The organism is Streptomyces sp. NPDC060232, from assembly GCF_042726555.1.
Classification (GTDB): domain Bacteria; phylum Actinomycetota; class Actinomycetes; order Streptomycetales; family Streptomycetaceae; genus Streptomyces.
The window spans coordinates 174,829-198,236 of record NZ_JBHXAG010000006.1 but is presented as its reverse complement, the minus strand read 5'-3'; the positions used below and the strand labels follow the sequence as shown (position 1 = coordinate 198,236).

Below are 23,408 nucleotides of genomic sequence, written 5' to 3'. Positions count from 1 at the left end.
GTACGGGACCGGGCCGTCCTCAGCGAACGGCGACCAGAACGTGGCTGTTGCCGAACTGCCAGACGGCTCCGGCATGCCGGAACCCACCCCCGCGCAGAAGCTCGACGTGGGCGGAGACGGAGAGGTCGTTGCCCTCGCAGTGGGGGTGGCGGCGCTCTCCGGTCCGGGCGGGCAGCGCGGAAAGTTCGGGGTCGGCCGTGGCGCCGGCCCACCACGACTGCCAGTCCTCCCGGGCGTGGGCCTGGCACCGTTCGGACCTGCGCCGGCCGATCTCCCGGGCGAGGTCGTGGATGGCCGCGGAGTCGGGGTTGATGTGGTCGCCGTTGACGAACACCCCGCCGGGTCTCAGCCGTTCGGCCAGCTCGCGGTACACCGCGCGCAGCGTGCCCTCTCCCAGGTAGTGCAGGGCCGTCGTGGACACGGCCGCGTCCAGTGGCCGGTCCAGCGCCAGGGCGTCGAGCCAACCCGGCGCCCCGATCATCGCCTCCACGTAGCGCAGGGCGGAGCCGTAGTGCGCCCGGCCCAGCTCCAGCAGGAGCGGATCGGCGTCCACCGCCAGCACCACAGCAGTCGGCAGGCGGGCGGCGAGCCGGGCGGCCAGCGCTCCCGGTCCGCTGCCCAGGTCGACGATCAGCGGGGCGGTGCAGTCGCGCGATACGTGCTCGACCACGTCCGCGATGACGGTGAACCGCTCCTCACGGTCGATCGCGTAGCGCTGCTGCTGGTCCTCCCAGCGCTCCACCCACTGTGCGGCCACCGCTGTGCTCATACTCATGCTCGCGCTCATCGTGATCGAACTGCCTCCGTCACCCGCACCCACACCCTGCTCATGAAAATCATTGCAGTTCGGTGAGCAGGGTCAGCAACTCCTCCATCTCTTCGGGTGTGTTGTAGAGATGCAGACTGACGCGCACCGAGCCGTCGCGTACACTCCGCCCGGCCTGGCAGTGGTCGTCGGAACGCACCATGAATCCCCGGCTGAAGAGGATGAAGCCGAGGTCCTGGGCGCTGATCTCGCGGTGCCGGAAGGTCACGATGCTGCTTCGCCGCTGGACCGCGGTGCCCGCCGAGAGGCTGGTCCGGCAGCCGAGCACCTCGTACGCGTCCAGTGTGCTCAGCCCGTCGGTGAGCAGCGACGCCAGAGACGTCGTCCAGCGCTCGATACGGCCGGTTCCCGCGGCGTCCAGCCAGTCGAGGGCGGCGGCCAGGCTCGCGATCCCCACGGTGTTCGGGGTGCCCTGCCAGCCGCCGGGGCGGAAGCCGGGGCCGCGGAGCCCGCGCGCCCAGACGGCGCCGGTTCCGGGCAGGGCCAGCGCCTTGTGTCCGGAGAAGACCAGGAAGTCCACGTCCAGAGCGGCCACCGACACCGGCAGGTGCCCGACGCTCTGCGCCGCGTCCAGGCAGATGACCGCATCCGGACCGACGGCCTCCCGGATCCGGTGCACGTTCATGTCGGCGCCGTACACGTGGTGCACGTGCGTGGCGGCCACGAACCGGGTGCGCGGCCCGACCGTCCGGGCGAGGGCCTGAGGATCGTAGTCCCCCGAACTCGCCTGGTACGGCAGCTGCTGTACCAGGATCCGCACCCCCTGCCGGGCCAGCTGCTCCCGGGCCTCCAGCCAGGGCGCCAGGTTCGCCTGGTGATCCGCGTACGGGACGACGATCTCGTCGCCGTCCTCCAGGAGCTCCGGAAGCCAGTCCCGTGCCACCGTGCGCAGCCCCTCGGTGGTCCCACTCGTGAAGTGGACCGACGAGCGCTCCGGGGCCGGATCGCCGAGGAATTCCTTCACACGGTCGCGCGTACGCTCCACCAGGGAGGTCGTGGTGTTCGCCCACGGGTAGGAACCCCGTCCGGCGTTGGCGTTGGCCGTCGTGAGGTAGGTCTGCACGGCGTCGAGAACCGCTCGCGGTTTCTGCGCGGTGGCGGCGCTGTCCAGGTAGGCCAGGTCCGTATGGCGGGCCACGATGGGGAACTGGGCGCGCAGTGGACGCTGCCATGAGGCGAGGGACTTCAGTTCGACTGCCGGGTCGTCCATGTCAGTCACGCACCAGCGGTGCGCCCGCGTCCCGCCAGGCGACGATGCCACCGGCCAGGCTCCGAACGTCCGGATGGCCCATGCGGGTCAGCAGGGCCGCGTACCGGGCGGACTTGTCGCCGACGGGACACGCCAGCAGCACCGGCCGGCTCGTGCTGAACGGCAGCGCGGAGCGTACGAGTTCGTCGAAGAGCTCGTCGACGATGTTGACGGAGCCGTCGATGTGCAGGGCGGCGTACGCGAACGGGCCGCGCAGGTCGACCACGAGCGGATGCCCGGTCTCGATCCACTTCTGTGCCTCGTCGACGCCGATGGCCGTGACCCGGCTCAGGTCCGCCGGGGTCAGGGTGGTCACGGAGTTCTTGACCGGAGGGCGGCCGAACAGCTCAGGGCGGCGCGCGCGGACGTAGCCCAGGTAGCTTTCCGCCCGGTCGCACACGATGAAGACGGCGGTCCGGCGCTCGGTCAGCTCTGCGTCCAGCGACCGGAGATGGCGTACGGCGCCGAGGTAGGCGGCTCCGCCGGTGGGCCCGGCCAGCAGCGCGCAGCGCCGCAGCAGGGTCACCATCCCGTCGATGGCCTCGTCCGTACTGACGGTCTCGATGGCGTCGTAGGCGGCCGGGTCGAAGAGGCCGACCTCCTGCACCTCGTCGGCCGTGCGGATGCCGGGGATGAAGTCGGACTTCTCCCCGACGAGGCCGATGACGCGGACGGCCGGGTCGTGGTCCCGCAGCGCGGCGGCGACGCCGGTGGACGAACCGGCCGTGCCCACACAGGCGATGAACCAGTCCGGGGCGCGGCCGTCCAGGTCCGCGATGATCTCGGGACCGGTGCCCTGCGCGTGGGCCTGGGCGTTCAGCGGGTTGAAGTACTGGTCGGTGTGGAGATGGGCGCTGCCAGGGCGGCCCAGCTGTTGGTGGAAGACGGTCAGCGGATCGTCGATGGCGGTCGGGTCGAGGCATTCGCTCTGCCCGGGCAACTCCTCGATCTCGGCGCCCAGTAACAGCAGGAGGTCCTTGACCTCGGGGATCCGCATGCGGTTGGTGACGCTCTTGAAGGCAAGCCCGTGCAGGCCGGCGATGAGCGCCAGGGCCTTGGCGGTGTTCCCGCTCGACAGCTCGACGATCGTCTCGCCCCGCTCGGTCGCCCCGGCCAGGCCCGCGCGGACCATGTTCCAGGCGGCCCGGTCCTTGAGGGAGCCGAACGGGTTGAGCATCTCCAGCTTGGCGTAGAGGTCGATGTTGCGCAGTCCGTGCACGTGCGGATCGATGCGGACCAGCGGGGTGTTCCCGACGGCCTCGGTGATGTTGTCGTACCTCATGCCCGCTGTCCCCCCGTATCCAAGACCGGCCAGTACCGCTCGTCGAGACACCAGCGCCAGGAACCGCCCTCCTCCCATACGGCGACTCTGCGGGCCGAGGGCTGCTGTTGGGCGGCGGTGGCGGTGAAGTCCATGCAGTAGCCCGCCGTGTTGGAGAAGGCGAGGAGGTCACCCGGCTGGGGCAGGGCGGGCAGGAAGACCGTGCGGCGGGTGATCAGGTCGGACTCCAGGCAGAGGTTACCCGCGAGGTGCACTCCCACGGGCCGGCCGGACGCGGTCGCGGGCGTGGTGCCGTCGCGGCGCAGCAGGACGGGGTCCACGAGGATGCCGTGCTGCTCCAGTCCGATGTCTCCGGAGTTCAGGGCGAGCCGCACCATGGGCGGACCGCCGCCCGCCTCCCGCACCTCCAGGACTGTGCCGAGGGTGACCCCGCACTGGTCCACCGCGGCGCGGCCGGGCTCGGCGTACAGATCGCACAGGCTCTCCAGCAGCAGGGTGCCCAGCGGCCGGTCGAGGCGCGGAGCCGGGCAGGAAAGGAGCTCGTCCAGGTACCCGGCCCCCGCGACGGGGCGGAAGGCAGGGTAGAGACCCAGCGCCCCCTTGAGGGTTCCGTTCTCCGCGCGGAGTCCGTAGCCGTGCCCGCCCCAGGTCATGGGGGATCGCGCGCCCATCACGGCCTGGGTGAGCGCGGTCGTGTAGCGCTCCCACTGCTCCGCGTGGGCCAGGTAGCTGACGCCGAAACCCCCGCCGACGTCGACCGCCCGTGGCCGGAAGCCGCGCAGCCTCAGCTCCTCCACGGCGAGCAGGCAGCCTTCGAGCGCCGCCGCCTTCTCGTCGAGACCGGTGGTGTCGAGGTGGTAGCCCACACCGATCGGCTCCAGCTCGTCCTTGAAGTACTGCAGGGTGTCGAGCAGGCGCCCGAGGGCCTTGAAGGAGGTGCCGAACCGGCTGGTGCGGGAGAGTGTCCGCGCGCCGGAGGTCTCGCACCCGGACAGGCGCAGCAGGACCCTCAGCCGCGGCAGGCCGTACGTCCGGACGAATCCGGCGGCCGCGGTCAGTTCACCCAGCCCGTCGACATGGACGATCGCCCCGGCCCGCGCGGCCAGCCACAGGAACTCAGGGTCCTTGGGTCCGGTCGCCATCACCTTGTCGGCGGTGAAGCCGCAACCGAGCGCGTGCTGCAACTCGCCGATGGAGGCCGCGTCCAGCCCGGCGTCGGTCGTCGTGAGGCGGCGGACCAGAGCGCTCGACCGGTTCGCCTTGTGCGCGAAGAAGAACCGCCCGGAGAGCTGATGCCGGCGCAGAACGGAGCGGAACACCTCCAGATTCAGGACGATCTGATCAGGAAGCATCACATTGAGCGGTGATCCGAGTGCGGCCACGAGCGACTGCAGGAAGGGGCCCGACCGCAGCAGCGACGTCATCGCCGCACTGAGCCGAGGTTCCAGGTACAAAGGCGCGTCGCTCATGGCGGCTGTTGCCTCCCCGACGAGGTATCCAGGCCCGTGCTCAGCGTACGTTCGTACGGCTTGGCTCCATCATGGGCCCCTTTGCGTCGACTCTCCAGGGGACGGGTCGGCTCCGCTCCCGTATCGGCCGGAACAGGCCGGTTCAGGGGCTGACGCTCATGAGGATGTCGTCACGGTCGTCGCCCGGTGCCACGCGCAGCGCACCCGGCCACCGGCCCACCTCCACCCACCCGAGCCTCCCGTAGAACTCCTCCAGGCCGAGTCCCGCCCGCGCGCTGAGCTGCAAGCGCTCCAGGCCCATCTCCTCGCGTGCCACCACTCGTACACGCTCCATCAGGGCCGCGCCGATCCCTCGGCCGCGGAATCCCGGATGTGTCTGGACGTGGTTGACCACACCGCAGTGCGCGATCAGAGGGTGCGGGTCGCGCCGGAGGACGAGCCAGCCGGCGAGGGTGTCCCCGTAAGCGGCCAGAAGGATCCGGCAGCGATCCGGTTCCAGCCCGGCGATGAGCTGATCCGCGACCGGGGCCACCTCGTGCGTACGGACCGGCGGCATCGGGAACCCGGCCGCGATCACCGCACCGCCTGTGTTGGCCACGGCCACCCAGCAGTCGATCAGCTGCCGCCTCAGGTCGGCGGCCAGTGCGTCGGGCCGGGTCGCCTGGAGGAAGTCGGGGGACTCGGGGGTCGCCATGGTGGTCAGCCTGCCAGAGGGTCGTGGGCGGTGGCCAAGTGGCGCACGGCCCGTGCGCTATCGGCCGGCGTACGGGAGCAGGGCCATCTCGCGGGCGTTCTTGATGGCCAGGGCGAGCTGGCGCTGCTGCTGCGCGGTGACGCGGGTGACGCGGCGGCTGCGGATCTTGCCCCGGTCGGAGATGAACTTACGGAGCAGGTCGGTGTCCTTGTAGTCGATGTACGTGATTCCTGCCGTGTCCAGCGGGTTGGGGCGGGACTTCGGGGGCTTGCTGGGGGAGGGGCGGCGGGCCATGTCGGTTCCTCGGGGTACGGGAGTGCGGGGTGTCGGGTCAGGAGACGGAGTCGAGCAACGGCGCGAAGGCGGCGGGGAGCTGTTTCCAGGCCTCCCGCCCGGCCGTGTACTCGGCTTCGGTCAGGAGGCATGAGTCCAGGAGCTGTTCGATCCCGTCGCGGTCGAGCCCGGGAGAGGTGAAGACCAGGTGCTGGCAGCAGTCGCCGTGTTCGGGGTGCCAGTCGAGGGCGGCTGCCGCCTGGCGCATGGCGGGGACCAGGTCCCAGGCGGCGTCGGGGAGCGAGGCCAGCCAGGGGCCGGCGCTCTCCACGCACAGCGCGCCACCGGCCGCGTCCCAGGCGAGGAGGGTGTCGGGGCGGTCGGCGAGCCAGAACCGGCCGCGGCTGCGGGCCGCGGCGCAGGTCAGGTCCTCCAGGGCCTCGTACAGTCGCTCGGGGTGGAACGGGCGCCGGCGCTGCCATACGAACGTGGCGACCCCGGCCTCGTCGGCCTCCTGGGGGAGGAGCGCGCAGGCCGGGTGCTGGGCGGCCGCCGCCGTCTCCACGTCGAAGCCGGCGAAGGCCAGACGGGTGAGCTCGCTGGAGCCGGTGGGCACCTGTCGGGCCGTCGGGTGCAGTTGGGCGAGCAGGGCGCGGTCCTCGTCGTCCGCCTCCTCACTGTCGGCGATCGCGAGGACCGGCGCGTATTCGAGCTGACGGGCCCAGGTGTCCCCGACGGTCCGCTGGTCGGTGGCCGCCGCGGCGAGTCCGGCCTCGGTGAGGTCGTCCCCGTTGCCGAGACAGGGCAGGACCAGCGCGGGGTCGACGGCGGTGATCACGTTGGTGAGTTCCAGTACGTCACCGGCGTGGGCGGCCACGACCTCGGCCATCGCCCTGGGCTCGACGGAGTCCCAGAGCTCCACCACGGCCAGCCGGGTCAGCCCGCCGGAGGCCAGCCGCTCCAGCTCGGGGACGAGGTCCTCGCGCAGGGCGCAGCAGGCGCAGTCGTTGACGAGCGGGGTCTCGTCGGTGGAGATCGCACCCCCCGAATCGCGCAGCGTGCGAAGGACGTTGCCGTCGGCCGCCGAGGACAGATCGTGGTGCAGGGCGATGCTTCCCGGCACGGCGCGCAGCAGGTGCTCGACGGTCTCCTTGCGCGCGTCGGCGTGCATGCCGCCGACGATCACGACGGGGAGGGTCACTTCCGCCCTCCGTAACGCCGTTCGAAGCGCTCGACACGGCCGGCGGTGTCCAGGACGCGGGCGGTGCCGGTGTAGAAGGGGTGGCTCTGCGAGGAGATCTCGACGTCGATGACCGGGTAGGTGTTGCCGTCCTCCCACTCGACCGTCTTGTCACTGGTGGCGGTCGAGCGGGTCAGGAACGCGAAGTCGGCGGCCTTGTCACGGAAGACGACGGGGCCGTAGGCGGGGTGGATTCCAGGCTTCATGAGGTGGATCTCTCTGGGGGAGGGGGTCAGCGCTCTTCGCGGAAGTCGACGTGCCGGCGGACCACCGGGTCGAACTTGCGCAGCACCATGCGGTCCGGGTCGTTTCGCCGGTTCTTGCGGGTCACGTAGGTGTAGCCGGTGCCAGCGGTGGAGCGGAGCTTGATGATCGGGCGTACTTCGTTGCGTGCCATGGCCTCAGTATACGATAATGGAAATCATTTTCAATAATGGGGTGAAAGCCGGGCCGGACGGTGCCGTGGCTGCGACCACCGTCCGGCCCGGAGTCTTCAGGCCGCTTGAGGGGCGGCGGGTTCGTGCTCGCAGGCATCGTCGATCCCGTACGTCTCCCAGTCCGGGAAGGCGTCCCCGGTGGGCACGGCTTCACCCGGGCTGAGCAGGCAGGCTTCGAGGGCTGCCCGCAGCGCCTCGGCGCGCAGGCCGGTGCCGATGAAGACGAGCTCCTGGCCCTGCGCGGTGTCCGGTCCGCGGGCACCTGAGGGCTCGAAGCGGGCGACCGCGCCGGCCTGGGACCACAGGCCGGTCACGCGGGGACGGCTGGCCAGCCAGAAGAAGCCCTTGGAACGCAGGATCTGCCCGAACCTCCCGCTGTCGAGCCCCTTGGTGACGAAGGCCCAGAGCCGGCCGGGATGGAATGCCAGGTCCGAGCGGAACACGAGCGAGGAGATCCCGTACTCCTCCGTCTCCGGGACGTGGTCGCCGTTCAGCTCCTTGACCCAGCCCGGAGCCTGCTGGGCCCGCTCGACATCGAAGAGGCCGGTGCCCAGCACCTGCTCAAGAGCCACTTGCCCGCGGACGGCGGGAACGATCCTCGCCTCCGGGTTGAGCCGCGCGAGAGTGGCGCGCAGCCGGGAGGCCTCCGCCGGCCCGACCAGATCGAGCTTGTTGAGGACGATGACGTCCGCGAACTCGATCTGGTCCATGAGGAGATCGCTGACCGTCCGCTCGTCGTCCTCGTACTGGTCGAGCCCGCGAGCGGTGAGCTCGTCGCCGCCGGCGAGCTCCGGCAGGAAGTTCGCGGCGTCGACGACGGTGACCATGGTGTCGAGGCGGGCGATGTCGCCGAGGGTGGCGCCGTCGTCGCGGGGGAAGGAGAACGTGGCCGCCACGGGCATCGGTTCGGAGATCCCGCTGGACTCGATGAGGAGGTGGTCGAAGCGCCCCTCGCGGGCCAGTCGGTCCACCTCCTCCAACAGGTCGTCCCGCAGGGTGCAGCAGATGCACCCGTTGGTCATCTCGACCAGCCGCTCCTCGGTGCGCGACAGTGCGGCCTGACCGCCGCGGACGAGGACGGCGTCGATGTTGACCTCGCTCATGTCGTTGACGATGACCGCGACGCGCAGGCCTTCGCGGTTGCCGAGCACGTGGTTGAGCAGGGTGGTCTTGCCGGCTCCGAGAAATCCGGACAGGACGGTGACCGGGAGCGGGGCGTTCGTCGAGCATGCCATCGGCTCAGCCTTCAGGGTGCAGCAGGCCGCGTTCGTACGCCTTCACCAGTCGCTGCGGGACCTGGTGCACGGAGCCGTCGACCGTGATCGGGACGAGCTGCGGCGTGGTCGCCTTCCACTGGGCCCGGCGGTGACGGGTGTTGCTGCGGGACATCTTCCGCTTGGGGACGGCCATCGGGGTCTCCTGAGGTGTCGAAGTATTCGGCGCGAGACTATATGAAAACGACGACCATTTTCAATTGGCTCGGATGGGGGCGGCTCGTGCGGCAAGGCGGTGGAGGCCGACGGCACGGCTGCCGACGCACTTCACCGGATGCCTGTGGCGGGGTGCGTCGGCAGCGAAGGGTCATCCAGGTGGAACTACCAAGAGGACTTGGTCACGCCGGGCAGGAAGCCGGCGTGTACCTGCTGCCGGGTGCGTACGCGGGAGAGTCCGAACCTGCGGAGGTAACCGCGGGGGCGGCCGTCGACGCTGTCGCGATTGCGCACGCGGGTGGCGCTGGCGTCACGCGGCTGTCGGCGCAGTTCCGCCAGCGCGCTCCGGCGCTCGTCCTCGGTGGACGAAGTGCGCCGGATGATCTCCTTCAGTTCGGCCCGCCGCGCGGCGTACCGCTCGACGACCTCCTTGCGCTTCTCGTTCCGCGCGATCTTGCTCTTCTTCGCCATCAGACCTTCACCCCTCGCGCCCGGATCCGGGCCACGGCGGCTTCGATGCCGATGGCGTCCACCGTCTTGATCGCCTTGGCGCTCAGTGTCAGGCGGACGTTGCGGCCTTCGCTGGGCAGCCAGTAGCGCTTGCTCTGGATGTTCGGGTCGAAGCGGCGTGACGTGCGCCGGTGGGAATGGGAGATGTTGTTGCCGAACCCGGGCTTGGCGCCGGTCAGTTGGCAGTGGGCGGACATGGCTGGTTCCTGCCTCTCGCTAGCCATCGCTTAATGGAAATGGAAACCGTATCCATATACTAGCGTCCTGGGTCGCGGGGGTTCCGCCCGGCCGCCGCTGACGGTCGTCGTCGGGGCCGGCGGCGCCAGAGCGGCGGCTCCGGCCCGCCCCCCGCCCGACCCTCCGCTCGGTGTCGAGGTCTTGGTGGTGAGACGGGTGAACAGTTCTCAACCAAGGAAAGTTGAACGTCGCGAATGATGCACGAATGCTCGATTGGCGCCACAAAGCGATCACTGCGGCGACTTATCGTCAGATGATCGGCCTACCTGGATACGGTGTGACGACCGGGCTGGCGTAGGGAGTTCCCAGTTGCGGTGTCCACGGCGAGAGCGGCTGATTGCGGGGACATGTCAGAGGTTGATGTATCGGCACCACACCGAGGACCGTCGAGAGTGACGGGGCTTGATCTGGCCAGGGCACTCACCGAGGTGTCGCAGGACCGGCTCTCCGGGGCGCTGATGGTGTCGGGGGAACCTGGAGGAGTCTTCCACCTCCGGTGCGGTGCCCTCGTCGAAGTGGCTTCACCCGGGGCCCCCGGAGTCGAGACCCTGCTCCTGCGATCGGGCCGGGTGAGTGAGGCCGACTGGGTGTCGGTCACCCGGTCGTGTGCCGCGGACGGTCGCGTCGGGGCCGTGCTGATCGCCCAGGACCTGGTCGGCAGTGCGGAACTGCAGCTGATGTGTGCGATGGCCGCGCTGGACGGAGCGCTGGCCGTCGGGATGGGCCGGATCAGCGACTTCACCTTCGAGCGGGATGCCCGCACCTGCCGCCTGGCCGCTCCGGACGGCATTGAACCGGAATGGCTGGTGGAGGAAGCGGGAAGGCGGATTCGGGTCCTCGGCGCCATTGCGCAGTACCTCTCCCCGTTCCGCAGTCGGCTTGCCCAAACCCCTGCCGGCTCAGCATGGCTCGCCACCACGGGCAGGGGCGAGCGCAGGGAGATCCTGTTAAGGGCCAACGGTCGCCGCAGCGTCCGGGACATCGCCTTCCTGCTCGGCCGGAGCCTGTACGCCGTCACCGTCGAGGTCTCGCGCCTGATGAGCGACGGCCTGTTGGAGACGGTGGTACCGGCCGATGTCCCGAGCCCCGCAGTCCCGTCCCCGCATCCCGCTCCCGTCCGTGGCCGGCCCGCCCAGGGGCAGCTGCCGCAACGCCTCCCCGGTGCCAGCGGCATCACCGAGGTGCTGCCGCTGAGGCCGGTGGCCGAGTGCTGGCGGCCCCCGTCGACGTACCTCGCCAGGCACCGGGCCCGCGGTGGAAACCCTTGAACCCTCCAACAGGTAACACGTCGAGCACAACAGGAGAATCGTGACAACCAGGAATGCGCAGCTCGTCACCGAGATGCGGGAGCTGCGGCACCGGGTCGTCGGCGTCACCGACGTCGTGGTGGCCTCCGCCGACGGTCTGCTGATCACGGCAGAGACCGACGACGTCGCGGATCCGGAGTGCTTGGCCGCGCTCACCGCGGCGACCCTCAGTATCGCCCGCCGTGCCGGGGCCATGACGAGCAAGGGGCTGCTCCACCACACGGTGTCGCGGTACACCGACGGCTACCTCGTAGCCCATGCCGTCGGAGACATGGCCCTGATCGGGGTGCTCGGCGACACGGGCCTGGACATCGGGCGCCTCCACGCCGAGACGCAGGCCTCCCTGCAGCGCCTGGGCGCACTGCTCACCTCGCCGGACACGCAGTCTGCGGGCGACTGACCGGTGCGCTGGAACAAGAACAACGTCAACGAAGGAGCACGATGAGCGGCGCGAACACCCAGGGGCAGCAGAGCATGTCCGAGCAGGTCGCAAGCCTGGTCAAGAGGTTGCGTATGGAGGTTCCCGACTGTGTGGCCGCGGGGGTCATCGACATGGCGACCGGCATGCTGCTGTCCGTGGAGACCGTCGACTCCCACCCGGCGGAAGTCCTCGACATGCTGGCGGCGGCGACACTGGACCTCTTCCAGGGCCGCAACGTGGTGATGATCGAAGGGATCTTCAAGGAGCGCCGCGGGATCGTGAGCGACCGCCACTACTTCCAGGAGATCCTGGTCAACAGCGACAACCTGACCCACCTCTTCCTGCGGGTCGACAGCGCCGACGAAGTGGTCGCCGTGGTCGTGTGCCGCAAGACCGTGAACGTGGGCATGCTCTTCGCGCAGGCCCGCCGGGTCCTGAGGGAACACGGACATCTGTAGGCCGTGCCACGGGCGACGTCCCCACGCCCCTCCTGCGCTGGCGGCGACGACCGCGACGTGAACGGTGTCGGCATGGGACAGCGCCGCGGGCCCCGGCGCAGCCCGTGGCTCAAGGACCTCTGTGTCCTTGAACGGAGGTTGTCGGCGTAGGAGTTCGACGCAGCCGCTCCGCTACGCTCACCGGAACCCGGACTCGGAGTCCCTCAGGGGCGCGTCTGCGGAGTGCACCCGGCGAGAGCAGCGAGGGCAGTCCGCGCATCACGCGGGTCGCTGCGATGCCGAAGACCAGCGAGGTGAGGAAGGCCAGGTGCCGGGAGAACCCGTCGATCAACGGGAAGATCTGCCAGTGGGTCAGGTAGATGTACAGCGAGCTGCCGGCCAGGAGGCCGGCGACCTGATTGACGCGTTCGCCGCCGGGGAGGGTCGGCACCCAGACGAGCAGGGCGAATGTTCCCATGACGATCGCTTCTCGTCCGGGGTCGCCGGGGAAGAAGCCGGGCACCGTGGCCAGGGCGGCGGCCGTGACGATGATCCGCTGTGTCCTGGTCCCGGCCTTCGCCGCCGCCCAGCCCAGCGCGAACAGCCAGAAGACGGTGACCGCGTCGGGTATCCGGGTGCGGTCGGGGAGCCCGAGCAGGTCGTAGCGGGTGAGCAGGCCGAGAGCGGCGAGTGTCAGGGGCAGGCCGTACGGGAATCGGCGCTCCGCCCGGTCCGCGAGGGGGAGTGCCAGGAGGGCCACGGTGACGATCAGGATGTAGACCAGCGCCTCGATGAACCAGAAGTGCATGCCCGTCTTGCTGTCCTCGGGCCCGAGGACACTGTCGAGGAGGGCGAGGTTGGCCAGGGTGTAGTCGTCGTTGAGGAGGAGGACGAAGCCGATCCAGACCATGGCCGGCACCGCGACCCGCGCGATGCTGAGGCAGGCGCGCCGGATGCGCTCGCCGCGGTCGACGGTGGTGAGGTGGAAACGGGCGAAGTTGTAGCCGGCGATGGCGAGGAGCAGGTGTGCTCCGCCCTTGATGCCGAAGACGTGGATGTGCGATCCGACGATGCAGAAGATCGCCATGGCGCGCAGGGCGACGCTGGTCTCCAGGGTCCGTCTGCGTGCCGGGAACCCGCCCTTCGCGGGCCTGAGTTCCCGGATCGGCGTAGTGTGCCAGTCGGTCGGCAGGTGACCGAGCCGCTCTTCCAGGTGGAGGGACATCTCGACGTACGAGAGGGAGTCGCCGCCGAGGCCGACGAAGGTGCTGTCCCGCGTCACATCGGTCCGGTCGAGTACGCGTGCGTAGAGCAGGCACAGGTCGTCGGGGCCGTTGCCCGGCCCCTGTGCCGGTGAGGCGCCGTCGGCCGGGCCGGCCAGCTCGCGTACGGCCCGGTAGTCGGGCTTGCCCGTCGGCAGACGGGGAAGGTCCGCCAGGACGTGGACCCGGACCGCCCGGGCCGGCAGGCCGCACTCGCTCGTCACCAGCCTGCGTATGCGCCGCGCGTCGGCCGCGGGGGCACCGGCGGTCGCGACGGCGGCCACGGACAGCGCGGTGTCGTCGCCGGCGCACAGGGCGGTGACCTCGTGCCGTGCGAGCATCGCCTCGACCTGTGCGGGGTCGACGCGCAGGCCGAGGATCTTCACGAACCGGCTCCGCCGGCCGATGATCTCGTACATGCCCTCGGCGGTGCGCCGCGCGATGTCGCCCGTGTACAGCTCCTCCACGGTCCGGCCCAGGGCGAGGTCGCCGGGGGTGTGCGCGTAGCCGAGCATGACGTTCGGACCCGCGTAGACGAGTTCCCCGGTGTCCTCCTCGGGCCGGTCGGCCAGCGGCCGGAGCCGGAAGGAGCCGCCGGGGATCGCGACTCCGACCGCCTCGGGGTGGCTCTCCGCGAGGTCGGGCGGCAGGTAGGCCATCCGGGCCGTCGCCTCGGTCTGGCCGTACATCGCGAACAGCTCCCAGCCGGCGGCGCGGCCGAGAGCCGCGTAGTGGCGGACCCGGCCGGGCGCGAGTCGGCCGCCCGCCTGGGTGACGTAGCGCAGGTGGGGCAGGTCCATCGCGGCGAAGCCGACGCGGTCGAGCAGGTCGAAGGTGTACGGGACGCCGGCGAAGGTCGTTGCGCGGGCGCTCCGGAACAGATCCCAGAAGCAACTGTCGGCGACCGAGAGGTCGGTGAGGATCAGTGCGGCGCCGCGCAGCAGATGGCTGTGGATGACGGAAAGGCCGTAGCAGTAGTGCATGGGCAAGGTCGTGGCAGCACGGTCGGTGTCCCGGATTCCCAGGTACTCGGAAATGGATTCCGCGTTGGCCTGAAGGTTTTCGTGCGAAAGCCGGACCAGTTTCGGCGACCCCGTCGAGCCGGACGTGCTCAGCAGGAGGGCGAGTTCCGGGTGCAGGTCGTGCGCGGAGTCGGGGCGGCGTTCGTCGAGCAGCCACTCCCCGCTGTCGTCGGGGCACGCGACAACATCCGGATCGTAGGCCTCGACGAGTGACCGCACCGCTTCCGGGTGGTCGCCCGGCACCAGCAGGACCGGGTGCCCCGCCGAGAGCGCCGCGAGATGGACGACGAGGGCGTCGACGGTGTTGGCTCCGGCCACCAGGACCAGGCGCCGGGTCCGCCCCAGGCGCTCGGCTGTCGCCGCCACCCGGGCGGCGAGCTCGCGGTAGGTCACGGCGCCGTCGGCGGTGATGACCGCGGTGCGGTCGCCGTGGGTCGCGAGAGCGCCGGCGAAGGGGACGTTCTTGGAGCCTGGCAGGAGGACGGAGGGGGCAGTCACGCGTGCATCTTAGGAAAGGCTTACCTGAGGGAGTAGTCACAGGAATATCACGACCGGGCCGATGAAGATCCATAAGGATTTCCCGGATAGGGTCGGCTCCGCCGAACTCCCGGCGAAGCCGAAATGTTGCGTGCATCACCTTGACGTTTAGGTAAGCTTTACCTTACTTATAAGGCGTTCCCAGGTTCTCGCTGCACGTGCAGGAAGGCTTCCCATGCGACGCCCCTCGACCCGACGTCTGACCGCGCTCCTCGCGGCAGCGCTTCTCCTCCCCGCCGCCGCCGGCTGCGGCGTCGACGAGGACGATGCCGGGCTCGTGATCTACTCCGGCCGCAACGAGAAGCTGGTCAAGCCGCTCCTCGACGAGCTCGAAGAGGTCGTCGGCACCACGGTCGCCGTCCGCTACGGCGAGAGCGCCGAACTCGCCGCCCAGATCCAGGAGGAGGGGGGCAGGACCAAGGCGGGCCTGTTCTTCTCCCAGGACGCCGGCGCCCTCGGCGCGCTCTCCTCCCAGGGCCTGCTGGAGAAGCTGCCCCAGGCCTCGCTCGACAGGGTCGACCCGGCGTTCCGCGGCGGCGCGGGCGACTGGGTGGGCACCTCCGGACGTGTCCGAGTCCTCGCGTACCACCCCGGCCAGGTGGCGAAGGCGCCGGACACCGTGCACGACCTGGTCAAGCCGGAGTGGAAGGGCAAGATCGGTTACGCCCCGACCAACGCCTCCTTCCAGGCGTTCGTCACCGGCATGCGCGTCCTCGAAGGCGACGACGCCACCCGCGCCTGGCTCAAGGGACTCAAGGCCAACGAGCCGAAGGCCTACGACAACAACCTCAAGGTGCTGGACGCCGTCGGCAAGGGCGAGGTCTCCCTCGGCCTGGTCAACCACTACTACTGGTACGAGCGCGTCGCCGAGAAGGGCGCGGACAAGGTCGGCGCGAAGATCCACTTCCTTCCGGGCGGCGATCCGGGCGCACTCGTGAACGCGGCCGGAGTCGGCATCGTCAAGGGCACCGACCAGGCGCCCGCGGCCCAGAAGGCCGTCGACTTCCTCCTCTCCGAGAAGGCACAGAAGTACTTCGCCGACGAAACCAAGGAGTACCCCCTGGCCTTCGGCGTCACCAGCACGGTCAAGGACCTGCCGCCGCTGTCCTCCCTCGAAGCCCCCAAGATCGACCTCGGCAAGCTCGAATCTCTTCAGGAGACCCTGAAGATGCTGCAGGACGCCGGGATGGTCTGAGCCGTCATGCACTCCACGGATCCCGTTCCGCACAAGGATCCGGCCGCCCGCCCGCCCGGCGCCACCCCGCCGGCCGGGCGGCTGCGTGCCGTGAGCCGCCCGCCTGCCGCCCTCCTCGTCCCCGCCGCCGTCGCCGCCGTGTTCGCGCTGCTGCCCCTCGGCTATCTCGCGATCCGCTCCCTGGAACGCGGTCCCGCCTTCGCCTGGGACGTCATCGCCGACGAGCGCACGGCCCAGCTCCTCGGCCGCAGCGTGGGACTCGCCGCGGTCGTCGTGACCGCCTCCCTGCTGCTGGGCGTCTCGCTGGCCTGGCTCACCGTACGGACCGCTCTGCCCGGCGCCCGGGCCTGGTCGGTGCTGGTGACCCTGCCGCTGGCCGTGCCCAGCTACGTCGCCGCGTTCGCCTGGCTCTCCGCCTTCCCCGGCCTGGAGGGCTTCACCGGGGCCGCGCTCGCCCTGACGCTGGTGAGCTTCCCGTACGTGTATCTCCCGGTCACAGCCGCGCTGCGCGGAACCGATCCGGCGCAGGAGGAGGTCTCCCGCTCGCTCGGCCACGGACCGCTGCGGACCTTCCTGCGCGTCACCCTGCCGCAGCTGCGCCCTGCGGCCGCCGGGGGATCCGTCCTCGTCGCGCTGTACGTGTTCTCCGACTTCGGCGCCGTCTCCCTGATGCGGTACGACACCTTCACGCGCGGTATCTACACCTCCTACCGGGCCAGCTTCGACCGTACCCCGGCCGCCGCGCTGAGCGTCGTCCTGGTGGTCATGACCATCCTGCTCGTGGCCGCCGAGGCCCGCACCCGCGGCCGCGCGGGCCATGCCAGGACCGGAGCCGGCACCGCGCGCCCCGCCGTCCCCCTACCGCTCGGCCGCTGGCGGGGGCCCGCGCTGGTGTGGTGCACAGCCGTCACGGCCGTCGCCGTCCTCGCCCCGCTGGCCACGCTCGCGTACTGGCTCGCCGTCGGCAACTCCGCCACCTGGGACCCGGCCCGGCTCCTCGACACCGCCGGCACGACCCTCGGGGTTGCCGCCGCCGGAGCCGCCCTCACCACGTTCCTCGCCCTGCCGGTCGGCGTGATCGCCGCCCGCTACCGCAGCCGGACGGCCTCCCTGCTGGAGCAGTCCGCGTATGCCGGACACGCCTTGCCCGGCATCACCGTCGCGCTGTCCCTCGTCTTCTTCGCGGTCCGCTACGCCGAACCGGTGTACCAGGAACTCCCGCTGCTGGTCTGCGCGTACGCCGTGCTCTTCCTGCCGGTCGCGGTGGCCGGCACCCGCGCGGCCGTGCTCCAGTCCCCGCCGCTGCTGGAGGACGTGGCCCGCTCGCTCGGCCGATCCCCGCTGAAGGTGCTGCGCGAGGTGACGGTGCCGCTGGCGGCGCCCGGAGTGCTGGCCGGAGCCGCGCTGACCTTCGTGGTCTGCATGAAGGAACTCCCCGCGACCCTCCTGCTGCGCCCCACCGGCATGGACACCCTCGCCACCCGCCTCTGGACGGAGACCGGCACCGGATCCTTCGCCGCCGCGGCCCCCTACGCCGCAGCGCTGATCCTGCTGGCCGCCGTACCGTCCTACTTCCTCGGAAGGCACCGCACATGACCGACCTTCAGATCACGGGGCTGACCAAGGCGTACGGCCCAGGCGCCACCGTGCTCGACGGACTCGACCTCACCGTCCCCGCCGGCGCCCTGGTCGCCGTACTCGGCCCTTCCGGCTGCGGCAAGACCACCCTGCTGCGCATCATCGCCGGCTTCCTGCGCGCCGACGGGGGCACCGTCACCCTCGGCGACCGCATCCTCAGCGGCCCCGGATCGCACCTGGTGCCCGAACACCGCCGCATCGGGATCGTTCCCCAGGAAGGCGCCCTGTTCCCGCACCTCAGCGTGGCGCGCAACGTCGCCTTCGGCCTGACCGGCCTGGACCGGGGTGCGCGCAGCCGTCGCGTGGGGGACATGCTGGAACTGGTCGGACTCGCCGGGTTCGGTGACCGTATGCCGCACGAGCTCTCCGGCGGCCAGCAACAGCGCATCGCCCTCGCCCGAGCCCTGGCCCCGCAGCCTCAGCTGGTACTGCTCGACGAGCCGTTCAACGCACTGGACAGCGCCTTGCGGTCCGGCGTGCGGGCCGATGTACGGGCCGCCCTCCGGGCCACCGGTGCCACCGCTGTCCTGGTCACCCACGACCAGCAGGAGGCACTGTCCGCGGCCGACCTCGTCGCCGTCGTACGGAACGGGCGGGTGGCCCAGTGCGACACACCGCACGAGGTCTACCGCCGCCCCGCAGACCCCTGGGTGGCGGCCTTCGTCGGTGACGCGGTACTCGTCGCCGGCACCGTGGACAGGGGCACGGCGACCACCGCGCTCGGCCGTGTCCCGCTGGCAGACCCGCCGGGGGGCGTACACGCGGGCATGGTGCTGCTCCGGCCCGAACAGATCCGACTGACCGACACCACTTCGGCGGAGGCCTGCGGCACGGTGACGGACGTCCGCTACTACGGCCACGACGCGATGGTCACCGTCACCCTGGACGGAGTGGACGCACCCATCGACATCCGCGTCCCGGGCCCCGCACCGGCGTCCCCCGGCGAGCGCACCGGCATCCGGATCACGGGAGAGGCCACCCTCCACCCGGTCCCCGCGTGACCCTCCACCCCCCGAGCGCCGCCAGGAGCAGCCGTACAGGAGGCGGGCGGACCCGGTGCGAGCGCCGGTGCCGACCAGCGGTTCCCCCGGAGGGCACCGTGCGCCGGCCGGCCTCCTGGCGGACGCCGGTGACGAGGCGACGACCGAGGGACCGCCGGACAGGGCGAGCGGCCCAGCCCATTCGGCTGAAACCCGCCCATACCAGGTCGGCCCGGCCATAGCCTCATGCCATGACAGCGATCAATGACACGACGTATGAGTACCGCATCGCCCGCCCCGAGGACACCGAGGCCATCGAGGCCCTCGACGGGTCCTTCAGCACCAGCACGGTCTTCGAAGTGGCCGTGACCGGCGACGGCTTCGCCCTCCGCGAGGTTCCGGTGGACCCGCCACTGGTCAAGGTGTTCCCCGAGGACGAAGGAGGCGACGACGCGGAGACGGAGGGCGAGGACGCCGACAGCCGCACCTTCGTGGCCGTTGGCGCCGCCCGGGCGCTGGTCGGCTTCGCCGCCGTCTCCTACTCCCCGTGGAACCGGCGGCTGACCATCGAGGACATCGAGGTCGCCGCCGACCATCGGGGCCGGGGTATCGGCCGCGCGTTGATGGGACACGCGCTGGACTTCGCCCGGGAGCGGGGCGCCGGGCACGTCTGGCTGGAAGTGACCAACGTCAACGCCCCGGCCATCCATGCCTACCGGCGGATGGGCTTCTCCCTCTGCGGCTTGGACACCGCCCTGTACCTGGGCACCGAATCCGAGGGCGAGCAGGCGCTCTACATGAGCATGCCCTGCCCCTGAGCAGCCAGCAGGCGGCCCACAGCGGGGCCGGAGCCGTCGGCGGGCGCGACGGTGACGGTCAGCAGCCAGGCGGCGGCCCCGTCCGGCCCGGCCGTCGGTGCGTACCACTCCACGCGCGCGTCCAGCAGCCGGTCCCCGGCCTCCCGGCGTGCGGCGTACCACGTCCGGAACGGCTCGGTCCGCCACACCGTCAGCGGTACCGCCCGCTCGCCACCGCTGCGCGCGGAGCCCGGCCCGACCGCTCGCAGCGCAGCCTCGGCCGCACCCGCCGGCGTCCGCTCCACCGGCACCCCCAGGGCGTCCGCGAAGTGGAGCAGGTAGGCCATGCGTTCGGCCTCCGGCGGTGCACCGAGCACGGCGCGGCCCGAGTCGCACCACGAGCCCCACTTGATGTTGGACACCAGGCCCGGCAGCGTGGCCATGTCGCGGGGGATCCAGAAGAGGATCACGTCGGACCGGCGCATGGCGTCCTCCTCCCACGCGATCTGGTCCCCGTACGCCGGGTAGCCGCCGCCGGGTACCGGTTCGGGCAGGAACACCACCAGCCGTCCGGCACCGGACCACGCGGACCGCAGTGCGGCGACGGCGCCCGGCCGCCACGACGGTTCGGCGGGGTCGACGGGGGTCGGGCCGCACAGGTACACGGCCGCGGCCCAGGAGTCCGGCGGCTCCTGGCCGACGTGGACGACCTCGACCTCCGAGGTGACGGGGGTGCGGGGCTCAAGGGGCATGGGACACTCCGGGGTCGGTCGGGGCCAAGGTGGTGAGGAAGTCCAGCAGGACGGCGTTGAAGGCCTCGGGCCGTTCCAGGAACCCGAGATGGCCGGTGTCCGGCAGCTCCGTGTACCGGGCTCCGGGGATCGCGGCGGCGACCTCCCGGCCCAGCGGGGCGGGCGCGAGGACGTCGTCGGCGAACCCCAGCACCAGGACGGGGACGGGGATCCGGCCGTAGTCGGCCAGCCGGTCGACGACCGCAGGGCCCGGCCGGTACGCGACCGACTCGCCGGCCAACGCGGCGAGTTCGAACAAGTCGAGCCATTCTGCGGCCGCGCCCTCGTCGGCCAGGGTCCGGGGGGAGAGGTTCTGCACCAGGCGGACGAAGGCCTCGTACTCCGGCGGCAGCCGGATACCCGCTCCGGCGGACGCGGCCTCCGCACGTGCCAGGGCCTCTCCCACCGCGTCGGGCCGGCCGCGGGTCGCCGTGAGCAGCGCCCCGCTCGCCAGGTGCGGATCGGTCAGGAGCAGCTCCTGGACGGCGAGGGCACCGAGGGAGTGGCCGACCAGCGGGCAGGGCGGCAGATCGAGAGCGATCAGCAACTCGCGTGTCTGGGCGGCCAGTTGCGCAGCTCCGGCCGTGGCTGTCGGCCCGTGGTCGAAGGTGACCGCCTGTCGGCCCGCGGCGGTCAGCGCCGGCACCTGGTGGTGTTCCCAGATCCGTCCCGCGCCGCCCCCGCCTGCGACCAGCACCACCGGAAGGTCCCCCGTCCCGTGCCGGGTGTACGCCGTCCCTCCGGGCGTGTGTCCCGTCCTGCGCACGGAACACGCCGCGCCGTCCGCCCCGTGCCGGCTCGCCCCCGGGCCCCTCACGGTGCCATCCTGCGCAGCGCCGTCTCCACCCATGCGGGGCGGCCGGTGTCCAGGCCCCGCAGCGCCACGTGGACCCAGAGGAAGGAGGCGCGTGCCAGGACGTGCGCCCGCATGCCGTCGCGCACCTCACCCCCCGCCGCCCGGTAGGCATCCAGGAGCCGGTCCAGGACGGCGGGGCCGCCGGCGTACAGCATGTCGACGAAGTCGACCGCCGGATCGCCGACATCGGCATTGGCCCAGTCCAGCAGCCCCGACAGGGCCGGCGGGCCGGAGCGCGGGCGCACCACCAGGGTGTGCCCGGGGTGTACGTCGCCGTGGACGAGAGTCAGCCGGCCGGGCCACAGCCGGTCGTCGTCCAACCAGGCCCTCCAGCGTCGCAGCCCGGCGGAGGGGAGCGGGAGTTCGGCGCGGGCCCGGGTGAGCCGGTTCGCGATCCTGGTGCGCACGGTGCCGGGGTCCGCCTGGCCCCGGCCCGCGAGGACGGGGGAGCTGTCCAGTGCGGTCGTGTGCACCGTGACCAGGGCCCGGGCGAGGGGTTCCAGGTAGTGGCCGGGGTGGGCCAGTGGGTCCATGGACCAGCCGTAGACCAGCGTGTGGGGATCCTCGGTGCCCGCCGCCTCACCGGGCAGACGAGGGTAGGCGACCAGGTCCGGGCCGTGCAGGCGCCAGTCGGGTACCGGCACGGGTGTCCGTCCGCGCACCGCGGCCAGTACCGCGCCCTCGAAGGCGAGTTGCTCCGAGGCTTCGGGTCGGCGCGGCTGCCGCAGGATCCACCAGGCGCCGTCGGCCGCGCGGATGTGCGTGACCCGGAAGTCCCAGCCGCTCTCGTCGGCGCGAGCGGTCGAGGGATCGAGGGTCACGCCCAGGCGGCGGGAGGCGTACGCGGCGAGGTCGGACCGGTCGGCGCCGGCACCGGGGTCCGCCCCGGCGGGCGCAGCGGACTCCGGTACGGCCGGGCCCGGCGCGGCCGCCTCGGCGACAGGTTCCGGTGCCTCGGCACCCGCTGTCGACGCCTTCCCGCGTGCCGCCCCCGCGGCGCCGGTCGCGGCGTTCACCGCACCGCCCCGGTCGTGGCCAGGTACCGGTCCCTTGTGGCGTTGCGGTCCACCTTGCCGGTGTGGGTGCGTTCCAGTTCCGCGACCGGTACCAGCAGGCTGGGCACCAGGTGCGGCGCCGCCGTGCCGGCCAGCCGGGCCCGGACGCCCGTCGCGACCTCACCGGGGTCGTGGTCCGCGAGCGGCACGAAGAAGGCGGCCAGCGTGCTGTGTTCCGCCCGGTCGACCCGCGCGGCCGCCACCTCCCGCACCCCCTCGCAGCTTCCGACGAGAGCCTCCACGTCGACCAGGTCCACCCGGTGACCGCGGATCTTGACCTGGTGGTCGGAGCGGCCCCGGAACACCAGGGCACCCCCGGGCGCCACGGAGACCAGGTCCCCGGTGCGGTACCAGCGGGTTCCTCCGTGTTCGGTGAACCTGGCCGCCGTCGCCTCCGGGGCCGCGTGGTACCCGAGGGCCAGCCCGGGCCCGGACACGTACAACTCGCCCGATTCGTCGACGTGCTGGCCGACGTGCGGCAAGGGCAGCCCGATGGGCAGGTCGCCGCCCGTCTCCGGCAGTCCGGGCGCGCCCGGCCCGGCCAGCTGCACGGCGTGGGTGACCAGGGCCGTCTCGGTGGATCCGTAGGTGTTGAGCAGCCGCACCCCGTGGGCCCCGAGCCGCCGCCAGCGTTCCAGCATGTCGGCGCGCACCGCCTCCCCGCCGATCACGACCGTACGCAGGGACGGGGGCAGACCGGCGCCCTGCTGCAGCAGGTCACCGGTCAGGCTGTACCAGAATCCGGTCGGCAGCACCGCGACGGTGACCTCCTGGTCCTCGGCGACCTGCGTGAAACCCTCGCGTGCCGCGTCGTCGACGACGAGGGTGGCGCCGCCGGTCAGGGTGGGCAGGATCTCCTCCAGGCTCGTGTCGCCGCCGGCGCCGTGGAAGTGCAGCACGGTGGCGTGCGGGCCGATGTCGTACAGAGCGCGCAGCGCCGGCACCACGGCGGCCAGGGACCGGTGCGGCACCACAACCCCCTTGGGCCTGCCGGTGGAGCCGGAGGTGAACAGCACGTACGCCGGATCCTCGGGGCGTACGCCCGAGTCGTGGAGCACGGGGGGCGCCAGCGGGGAGGGCGCCCAGCGGGGGCGGATCAGCCGTGCGACGGTCGGCTGCCAGCCGGCGTCGGCCGTCGCCACGGCCTCGCGGACCCCCAGTCGGGCCAGGACGGACTCCAGCAGGGCCCCGGGGTGACCGGCCTCCAGGGGCACGTAGGCGCGCCCCGCCGCGAGAACGCCCAGGAGGGCCGCCACGTCGCGGGCCGAGTGGTGTACGACGACCCCGACCGGCGGCTGGGGCAGATCCGTCCGGGGGGCGACGGCGTCGGCCACCTCCAGCACCCAGGCGGCGAGGGTGCCGTAGCCGACGACGAGCCCGTTGTCGACCACGGCCGGGCGGGCCGGATCCGTACGCGCCGTCTCGAAGAACGGTTCCAGGAAATGGATTCCTGAGGGCTGCAT

General features: G+C 71.6%; 25 protein-coding genes. 7 read left to right on the top strand and 18 right to left on the bottom strand.

Going from position 1 to position 23,408, the window contains the following annotated elements; translation table 11 throughout:
- Positions 1-19: 19 nt before the first annotated feature.
- The 13 genes from ACFWFZ_RS12070 to rpmB form a co-directional block, all read right to left on the bottom strand.
- A complete protein-coding gene (locus tag ACFWFZ_RS12070) occupies positions 20-775 on the bottom strand; it encodes a class I SAM-dependent methyltransferase (RefSeq protein WP_387120391.1) in 756 nt (251 codons plus the stop codon).
- 61 nt (positions 776-836) lie between these two features.
- Positions 837-2,036, bottom strand: a complete 1,200-nt coding sequence (locus tag ACFWFZ_RS12065; protein ID WP_387120663.1) for an aminotransferase class V-fold PLP-dependent enzyme — start codon at positions 2,034-2,036, stop codon at positions 837-839.
- A 1-nt stretch (position 2,037) separates the two neighbouring features.
- A complete protein-coding gene (locus tag ACFWFZ_RS12060) occupies positions 2,038-3,357 on the bottom strand; it encodes a pyridoxal-phosphate dependent enzyme (RefSeq protein WP_387120388.1) in 1,320 nt (439 codons plus the stop codon).
- The gene (locus tag ACFWFZ_RS12055) at positions 3,354-4,826 is read right to left on the bottom strand and encodes a Y4yA family PLP-dependent enzyme (RefSeq protein ID WP_387120385.1); all 1,473 of its coding nucleotides are present in this window, start codon (positions 4,824-4,826) and stop codon (positions 3,354-3,356) included. The genes ACFWFZ_RS12060 and ACFWFZ_RS12055 overlap by 4 nt, the downstream gene beginning before the upstream one ends.
- A gap of 142 nt (positions 4,827-4,968) precedes the next feature.
- Positions 4,969-5,520 carry a GNAT family N-acetyltransferase gene (locus ACFWFZ_RS12050; RefSeq protein WP_387120382.1) on the bottom strand — a complete coding sequence of 184 codons (552 nt, stop codon included), beginning with the start codon at positions 5,518-5,520 and terminating at the stop codon, positions 4,969-4,971.
- A 57-nt stretch (positions 5,521-5,577) separates the two neighbouring features.
- Positions 5,578-5,814, bottom strand: a complete 237-nt coding sequence (gene rpsR / locus ACFWFZ_RS12045) for a 30S ribosomal protein S18 (protein ID WP_387120379.1) — start codon at positions 5,812-5,814, stop codon at positions 5,578-5,580.
- A 37-nt stretch (positions 5,815-5,851) separates the two neighbouring features.
- The gene (locus ACFWFZ_RS12040; protein ID WP_387120660.1) at positions 5,852-6,964 is read right to left on the bottom strand and encodes a CobW family GTP-binding protein; all 1,113 of its coding nucleotides are present in this window, start codon (positions 6,962-6,964) and stop codon (positions 5,852-5,854) included.
- Between the two features lie 26 nt (positions 6,965-6,990).
- Positions 6,991-7,239 (bottom strand): type B 50S ribosomal protein L31, encoded by a 249-nt coding sequence (locus ACFWFZ_RS12035; protein ID WP_030843780.1) that lies wholly within the window; start codon positions 7,237-7,239, stop codon positions 6,991-6,993.
- 26 nt (positions 7,240-7,265) lie between these two features.
- Entirely contained in the window at positions 7,266-7,430 is a 165-nt protein-coding gene (gene rpmG, locus ACFWFZ_RS12030) for a 50S ribosomal protein L33 (RefSeq protein ID WP_007267663.1), read from the bottom strand.
- 96 nt (positions 7,431-7,526) lie between these two features.
- Complete coding sequence (locus tag ACFWFZ_RS12025) at positions 7,527-8,705, bottom strand: GTP-binding protein (RefSeq protein ID WP_387120373.1); 1,179 nt, start codon at positions 8,703-8,705, stop codon at positions 7,527-7,529.
- Between the two features lie 4 nt (positions 8,706-8,709).
- Positions 8,710-8,880: a 50S ribosomal protein L32 gene (gene rpmF, locus ACFWFZ_RS12020; protein WP_030843773.1), complete on the bottom strand. Its 171-nt coding sequence runs from the start codon at positions 8,878-8,880 to the stop codon at positions 8,710-8,712.
- Between the two features lie 185 nt (positions 8,881-9,065).
- Positions 9,066-9,371: a 30S ribosomal protein S14 gene (gene rpsN / locus ACFWFZ_RS12015; protein WP_387120369.1), complete on the bottom strand. Its 306-nt coding sequence runs from the start codon at positions 9,369-9,371 to the stop codon at positions 9,066-9,068.
- Positions 9,371-9,607, bottom strand: a complete 237-nt coding sequence (rpmB, locus tag ACFWFZ_RS12010) for a 50S ribosomal protein L28 (protein WP_327364356.1) — start codon at positions 9,605-9,607, stop codon at positions 9,371-9,373. The genes rpsN and rpmB overlap by 1 nt, the downstream gene beginning before the upstream one ends.
- A 432-nt stretch (positions 9,608-10,039) precedes the next feature.
- Between rpmB and ACFWFZ_RS12005 the strand changes: the two genes are divergently transcribed.
- The 3 genes from ACFWFZ_RS12005 (at position 10,040) to ACFWFZ_RS11995 (ending at position 11,833) form a co-directional block, all read left to right on the top strand.
- A complete protein-coding gene (locus ACFWFZ_RS12005) occupies positions 10,040-10,915 on the top strand; it encodes a MarR family transcriptional regulator (protein ID WP_387120366.1) in 876 nt (291 codons plus the stop codon).
- Between the two features lie 40 nt (positions 10,916-10,955).
- Positions 10,956-11,354 (top strand): roadblock/LC7 domain-containing protein, encoded by a 399-nt coding sequence (locus ACFWFZ_RS12000; protein WP_387120364.1) that lies wholly within the window; start codon positions 10,956-10,958, stop codon positions 11,352-11,354.
- Between the two features lie 74 nt (positions 11,355-11,428).
- Positions 11,429-11,833 (top strand): hypothetical protein, encoded by a 405-nt coding sequence (locus ACFWFZ_RS11995; protein WP_387120657.1) that lies wholly within the window; start codon positions 11,429-11,431, stop codon positions 11,831-11,833.
- A gap of 109 nt (positions 11,834-11,942) precedes the next feature.
- Here ACFWFZ_RS11995 and ACFWFZ_RS11990 read toward each other — a convergent pair whose 3' ends face one another.
- Positions 11,943-14,594 carry an AMP-binding protein gene (locus tag ACFWFZ_RS11990; RefSeq protein WP_387120361.1) on the bottom strand — a complete coding sequence of 884 codons (2,652 nt, stop codon included), beginning with the start codon at positions 14,592-14,594 and terminating at the stop codon, positions 11,943-11,945.
- A gap of 214 nt (positions 14,595-14,808) precedes the next feature.
- On the opposite strand from ACFWFZ_RS11990, the gene ACFWFZ_RS11985 reads away from it, so the two are divergent.
- The 4 genes from ACFWFZ_RS11985 (at position 14,809) to ACFWFZ_RS11970 (ending at position 19,264) form a co-directional block, all read left to right on the top strand.
- A complete protein-coding gene (locus ACFWFZ_RS11985) occupies positions 14,809-15,828 on the top strand; it encodes an iron ABC transporter substrate-binding protein (protein ID WP_387120358.1) in 1,020 nt (339 codons plus the stop codon).
- A gap of 6 nt (positions 15,829-15,834) precedes the next feature.
- Complete coding sequence (locus ACFWFZ_RS11980; protein ID WP_387120355.1) at positions 15,835-17,424, top strand: ABC transporter permease; 1,590 nt, start codon at positions 15,835-15,837, stop codon at positions 17,422-17,424.
- The gene (locus ACFWFZ_RS11975) at positions 17,421-18,467 is read left to right on the top strand and encodes an ABC transporter ATP-binding protein (RefSeq protein WP_387120352.1); all 1,047 of its coding nucleotides are present in this window, start codon (positions 17,421-17,423) and stop codon (positions 18,465-18,467) included. Before ACFWFZ_RS11980 ends, ACFWFZ_RS11975 begins: the two co-directional genes overlap by 4 nt.
- Positions 18,468-18,697: 230 nt before the next feature.
- Positions 18,698-19,264, top strand: a complete 567-nt coding sequence (locus ACFWFZ_RS11970) for a GNAT family N-acetyltransferase (RefSeq protein WP_387120349.1) — start codon at positions 18,698-18,700, stop codon at positions 19,262-19,264.
- Here the strand turns inward: ACFWFZ_RS11970 and ACFWFZ_RS11965 are convergent.
- The 4 genes from ACFWFZ_RS11965 to ACFWFZ_RS11950 all read right to left on the bottom strand — a co-directional run bounded on the left by ACFWFZ_RS11965 (position 19,240) and on the right by ACFWFZ_RS11950 (position 23,408).
- Positions 19,240-19,995, bottom strand: coding sequence for a nucleoside 2-deoxyribosyltransferase domain-containing protein (locus ACFWFZ_RS11965; protein WP_387120346.1), 756 nt, complete (start codon positions 19,993-19,995; stop codon positions 19,240-19,242). The two genes, ACFWFZ_RS11970 and ACFWFZ_RS11965, sit on opposite strands and share 25 nt — an antisense overlap.
- The gene (locus tag ACFWFZ_RS11960) at positions 19,985-20,734 is read right to left on the bottom strand and encodes an alpha/beta fold hydrolase (RefSeq protein ID WP_387120343.1); all 750 of its coding nucleotides are present in this window, start codon (positions 20,732-20,734) and stop codon (positions 19,985-19,987) included. Before ACFWFZ_RS11960 ends, ACFWFZ_RS11965 begins: the two co-directional genes overlap by 11 nt.
- Positions 20,735-20,847: 113 nt before the next feature.
- Positions 20,848-21,906 carry a macrolide 2'-phosphotransferase gene (locus ACFWFZ_RS11955; protein ID WP_387120341.1) on the bottom strand — a complete coding sequence of 353 codons (1,059 nt, stop codon included), beginning with the start codon at positions 21,904-21,906 and terminating at the stop codon, positions 20,848-20,850.
- Complete coding sequence (locus ACFWFZ_RS11950) at positions 21,903-23,408, bottom strand: AMP-binding protein (RefSeq protein ID WP_387120338.1); 1,506 nt, start codon at positions 23,406-23,408, stop codon at positions 21,903-21,905. Before ACFWFZ_RS11950 ends, ACFWFZ_RS11955 begins: the two co-directional genes overlap by 4 nt.

Bases quoted from the DNA above. Each gene is read 5' to 3' on its own strand.
- ACFWFZ_RS12070 (WP_387120391.1), bottom strand. From the start codon at position 775: ATGAGTATGAGCACAGCGGTGGCCGCACAGTGGGTGGAGCGCTGGGAG.
- ACFWFZ_RS12065 (WP_387120663.1), bottom strand. From the start codon at position 2,036: ATGGACGACCCGGCAGTCGAACTGAAGTCCCTCGCCTCATGGCAGCGT.
- ACFWFZ_RS12060 (WP_387120388.1), bottom strand. From the start codon at position 3,357: ATGAGGTACGACAACATCACCGAGGCCGTCGGGAACACCCCGCTGGTC.
- ACFWFZ_RS12055 (WP_387120385.1), bottom strand. From the start codon at position 4,826: ATGAGCGACGCGCCTTTGTACCTGGAACCTCGGCTCAGTGCGGCGATG.
- ACFWFZ_RS12050 (WP_387120382.1), bottom strand. From the start codon at position 5,520: ATGGCGACCCCCGAGTCCCCCGACTTCCTCCAGGCGACCCGGCCCGAC.
- rpsR (WP_387120379.1), bottom strand. From the start codon at position 5,814: ATGGCCCGCCGCCCCTCCCCCAGCAAGCCCCCGAAGTCCCGCCCCAAC.
- ACFWFZ_RS12040 (WP_387120660.1), bottom strand. From the start codon at position 6,964: ATGCACGCCGACGCGCGCAAGGAGACCGTCGAGCACCTGCTGCGCGCC.
- ACFWFZ_RS12035 (WP_030843780.1), bottom strand. From the start codon at position 7,239: ATGAAGCCTGGAATCCACCCCGCCTACGGCCCCGTCGTCTTCCGTGAC.
- rpmG (WP_007267663.1), bottom strand. From the start codon at position 7,430: ATGGCACGCAACGAAGTACGCCCGATCATCAAGCTCCGCTCCACCGCT.
- ACFWFZ_RS12025 (WP_387120373.1), bottom strand. From the start codon at position 8,705: ATGGCATGCTCGACGAACGCCCCGCTCCCGGTCACCGTCCTGTCCGGA.
- rpmF (WP_030843773.1), bottom strand. From the start codon at position 8,880: ATGGCCGTCCCCAAGCGGAAGATGTCCCGCAGCAACACCCGTCACCGC.
- rpsN (WP_387120369.1), bottom strand. From the start codon at position 9,371: ATGGCGAAGAAGAGCAAGATCGCGCGGAACGAGAAGCGCAAGGAGGTC.
- rpmB (WP_327364356.1), bottom strand. From the start codon at position 9,607: ATGTCCGCCCACTGCCAACTGACCGGCGCCAAGCCCGGGTTCGGCAAC.
- ACFWFZ_RS11995 (WP_387120657.1), top strand. From the start codon at position 11,429: ATGTCCGAGCAGGTCGCAAGCCTGGTCAAGAGGTTGCGTATGGAGGTT.
- ACFWFZ_RS11985 (WP_387120358.1), top strand. From the start codon at position 14,809: ATGCGACGCCCCTCGACCCGACGTCTGACCGCGCTCCTCGCGGCAGCG.
- ACFWFZ_RS11980 (WP_387120355.1), top strand. From the start codon at position 15,835: ATGCACTCCACGGATCCCGTTCCGCACAAGGATCCGGCCGCCCGCCCG.
- ACFWFZ_RS11975 (WP_387120352.1), top strand. From the start codon at position 17,421: ATGACCGACCTTCAGATCACGGGGCTGACCAAGGCGTACGGCCCAGGC.
- ACFWFZ_RS11970 (WP_387120349.1), top strand. From the start codon at position 18,698: ATGACAGCGATCAATGACACGACGTATGAGTACCGCATCGCCCGCCCC.
- ACFWFZ_RS11965 (WP_387120346.1), bottom strand. From the start codon at position 19,995: ATGCCCCTTGAGCCCCGCACCCCCGTCACCTCGGAGGTCGAGGTCGTC.
- ACFWFZ_RS11950 (WP_387120338.1), bottom strand. From the start codon at position 23,408: ATGCAGCCCTCAGGAATCCATTTCCTGGAACCGTTCTTCGAGACGGCG.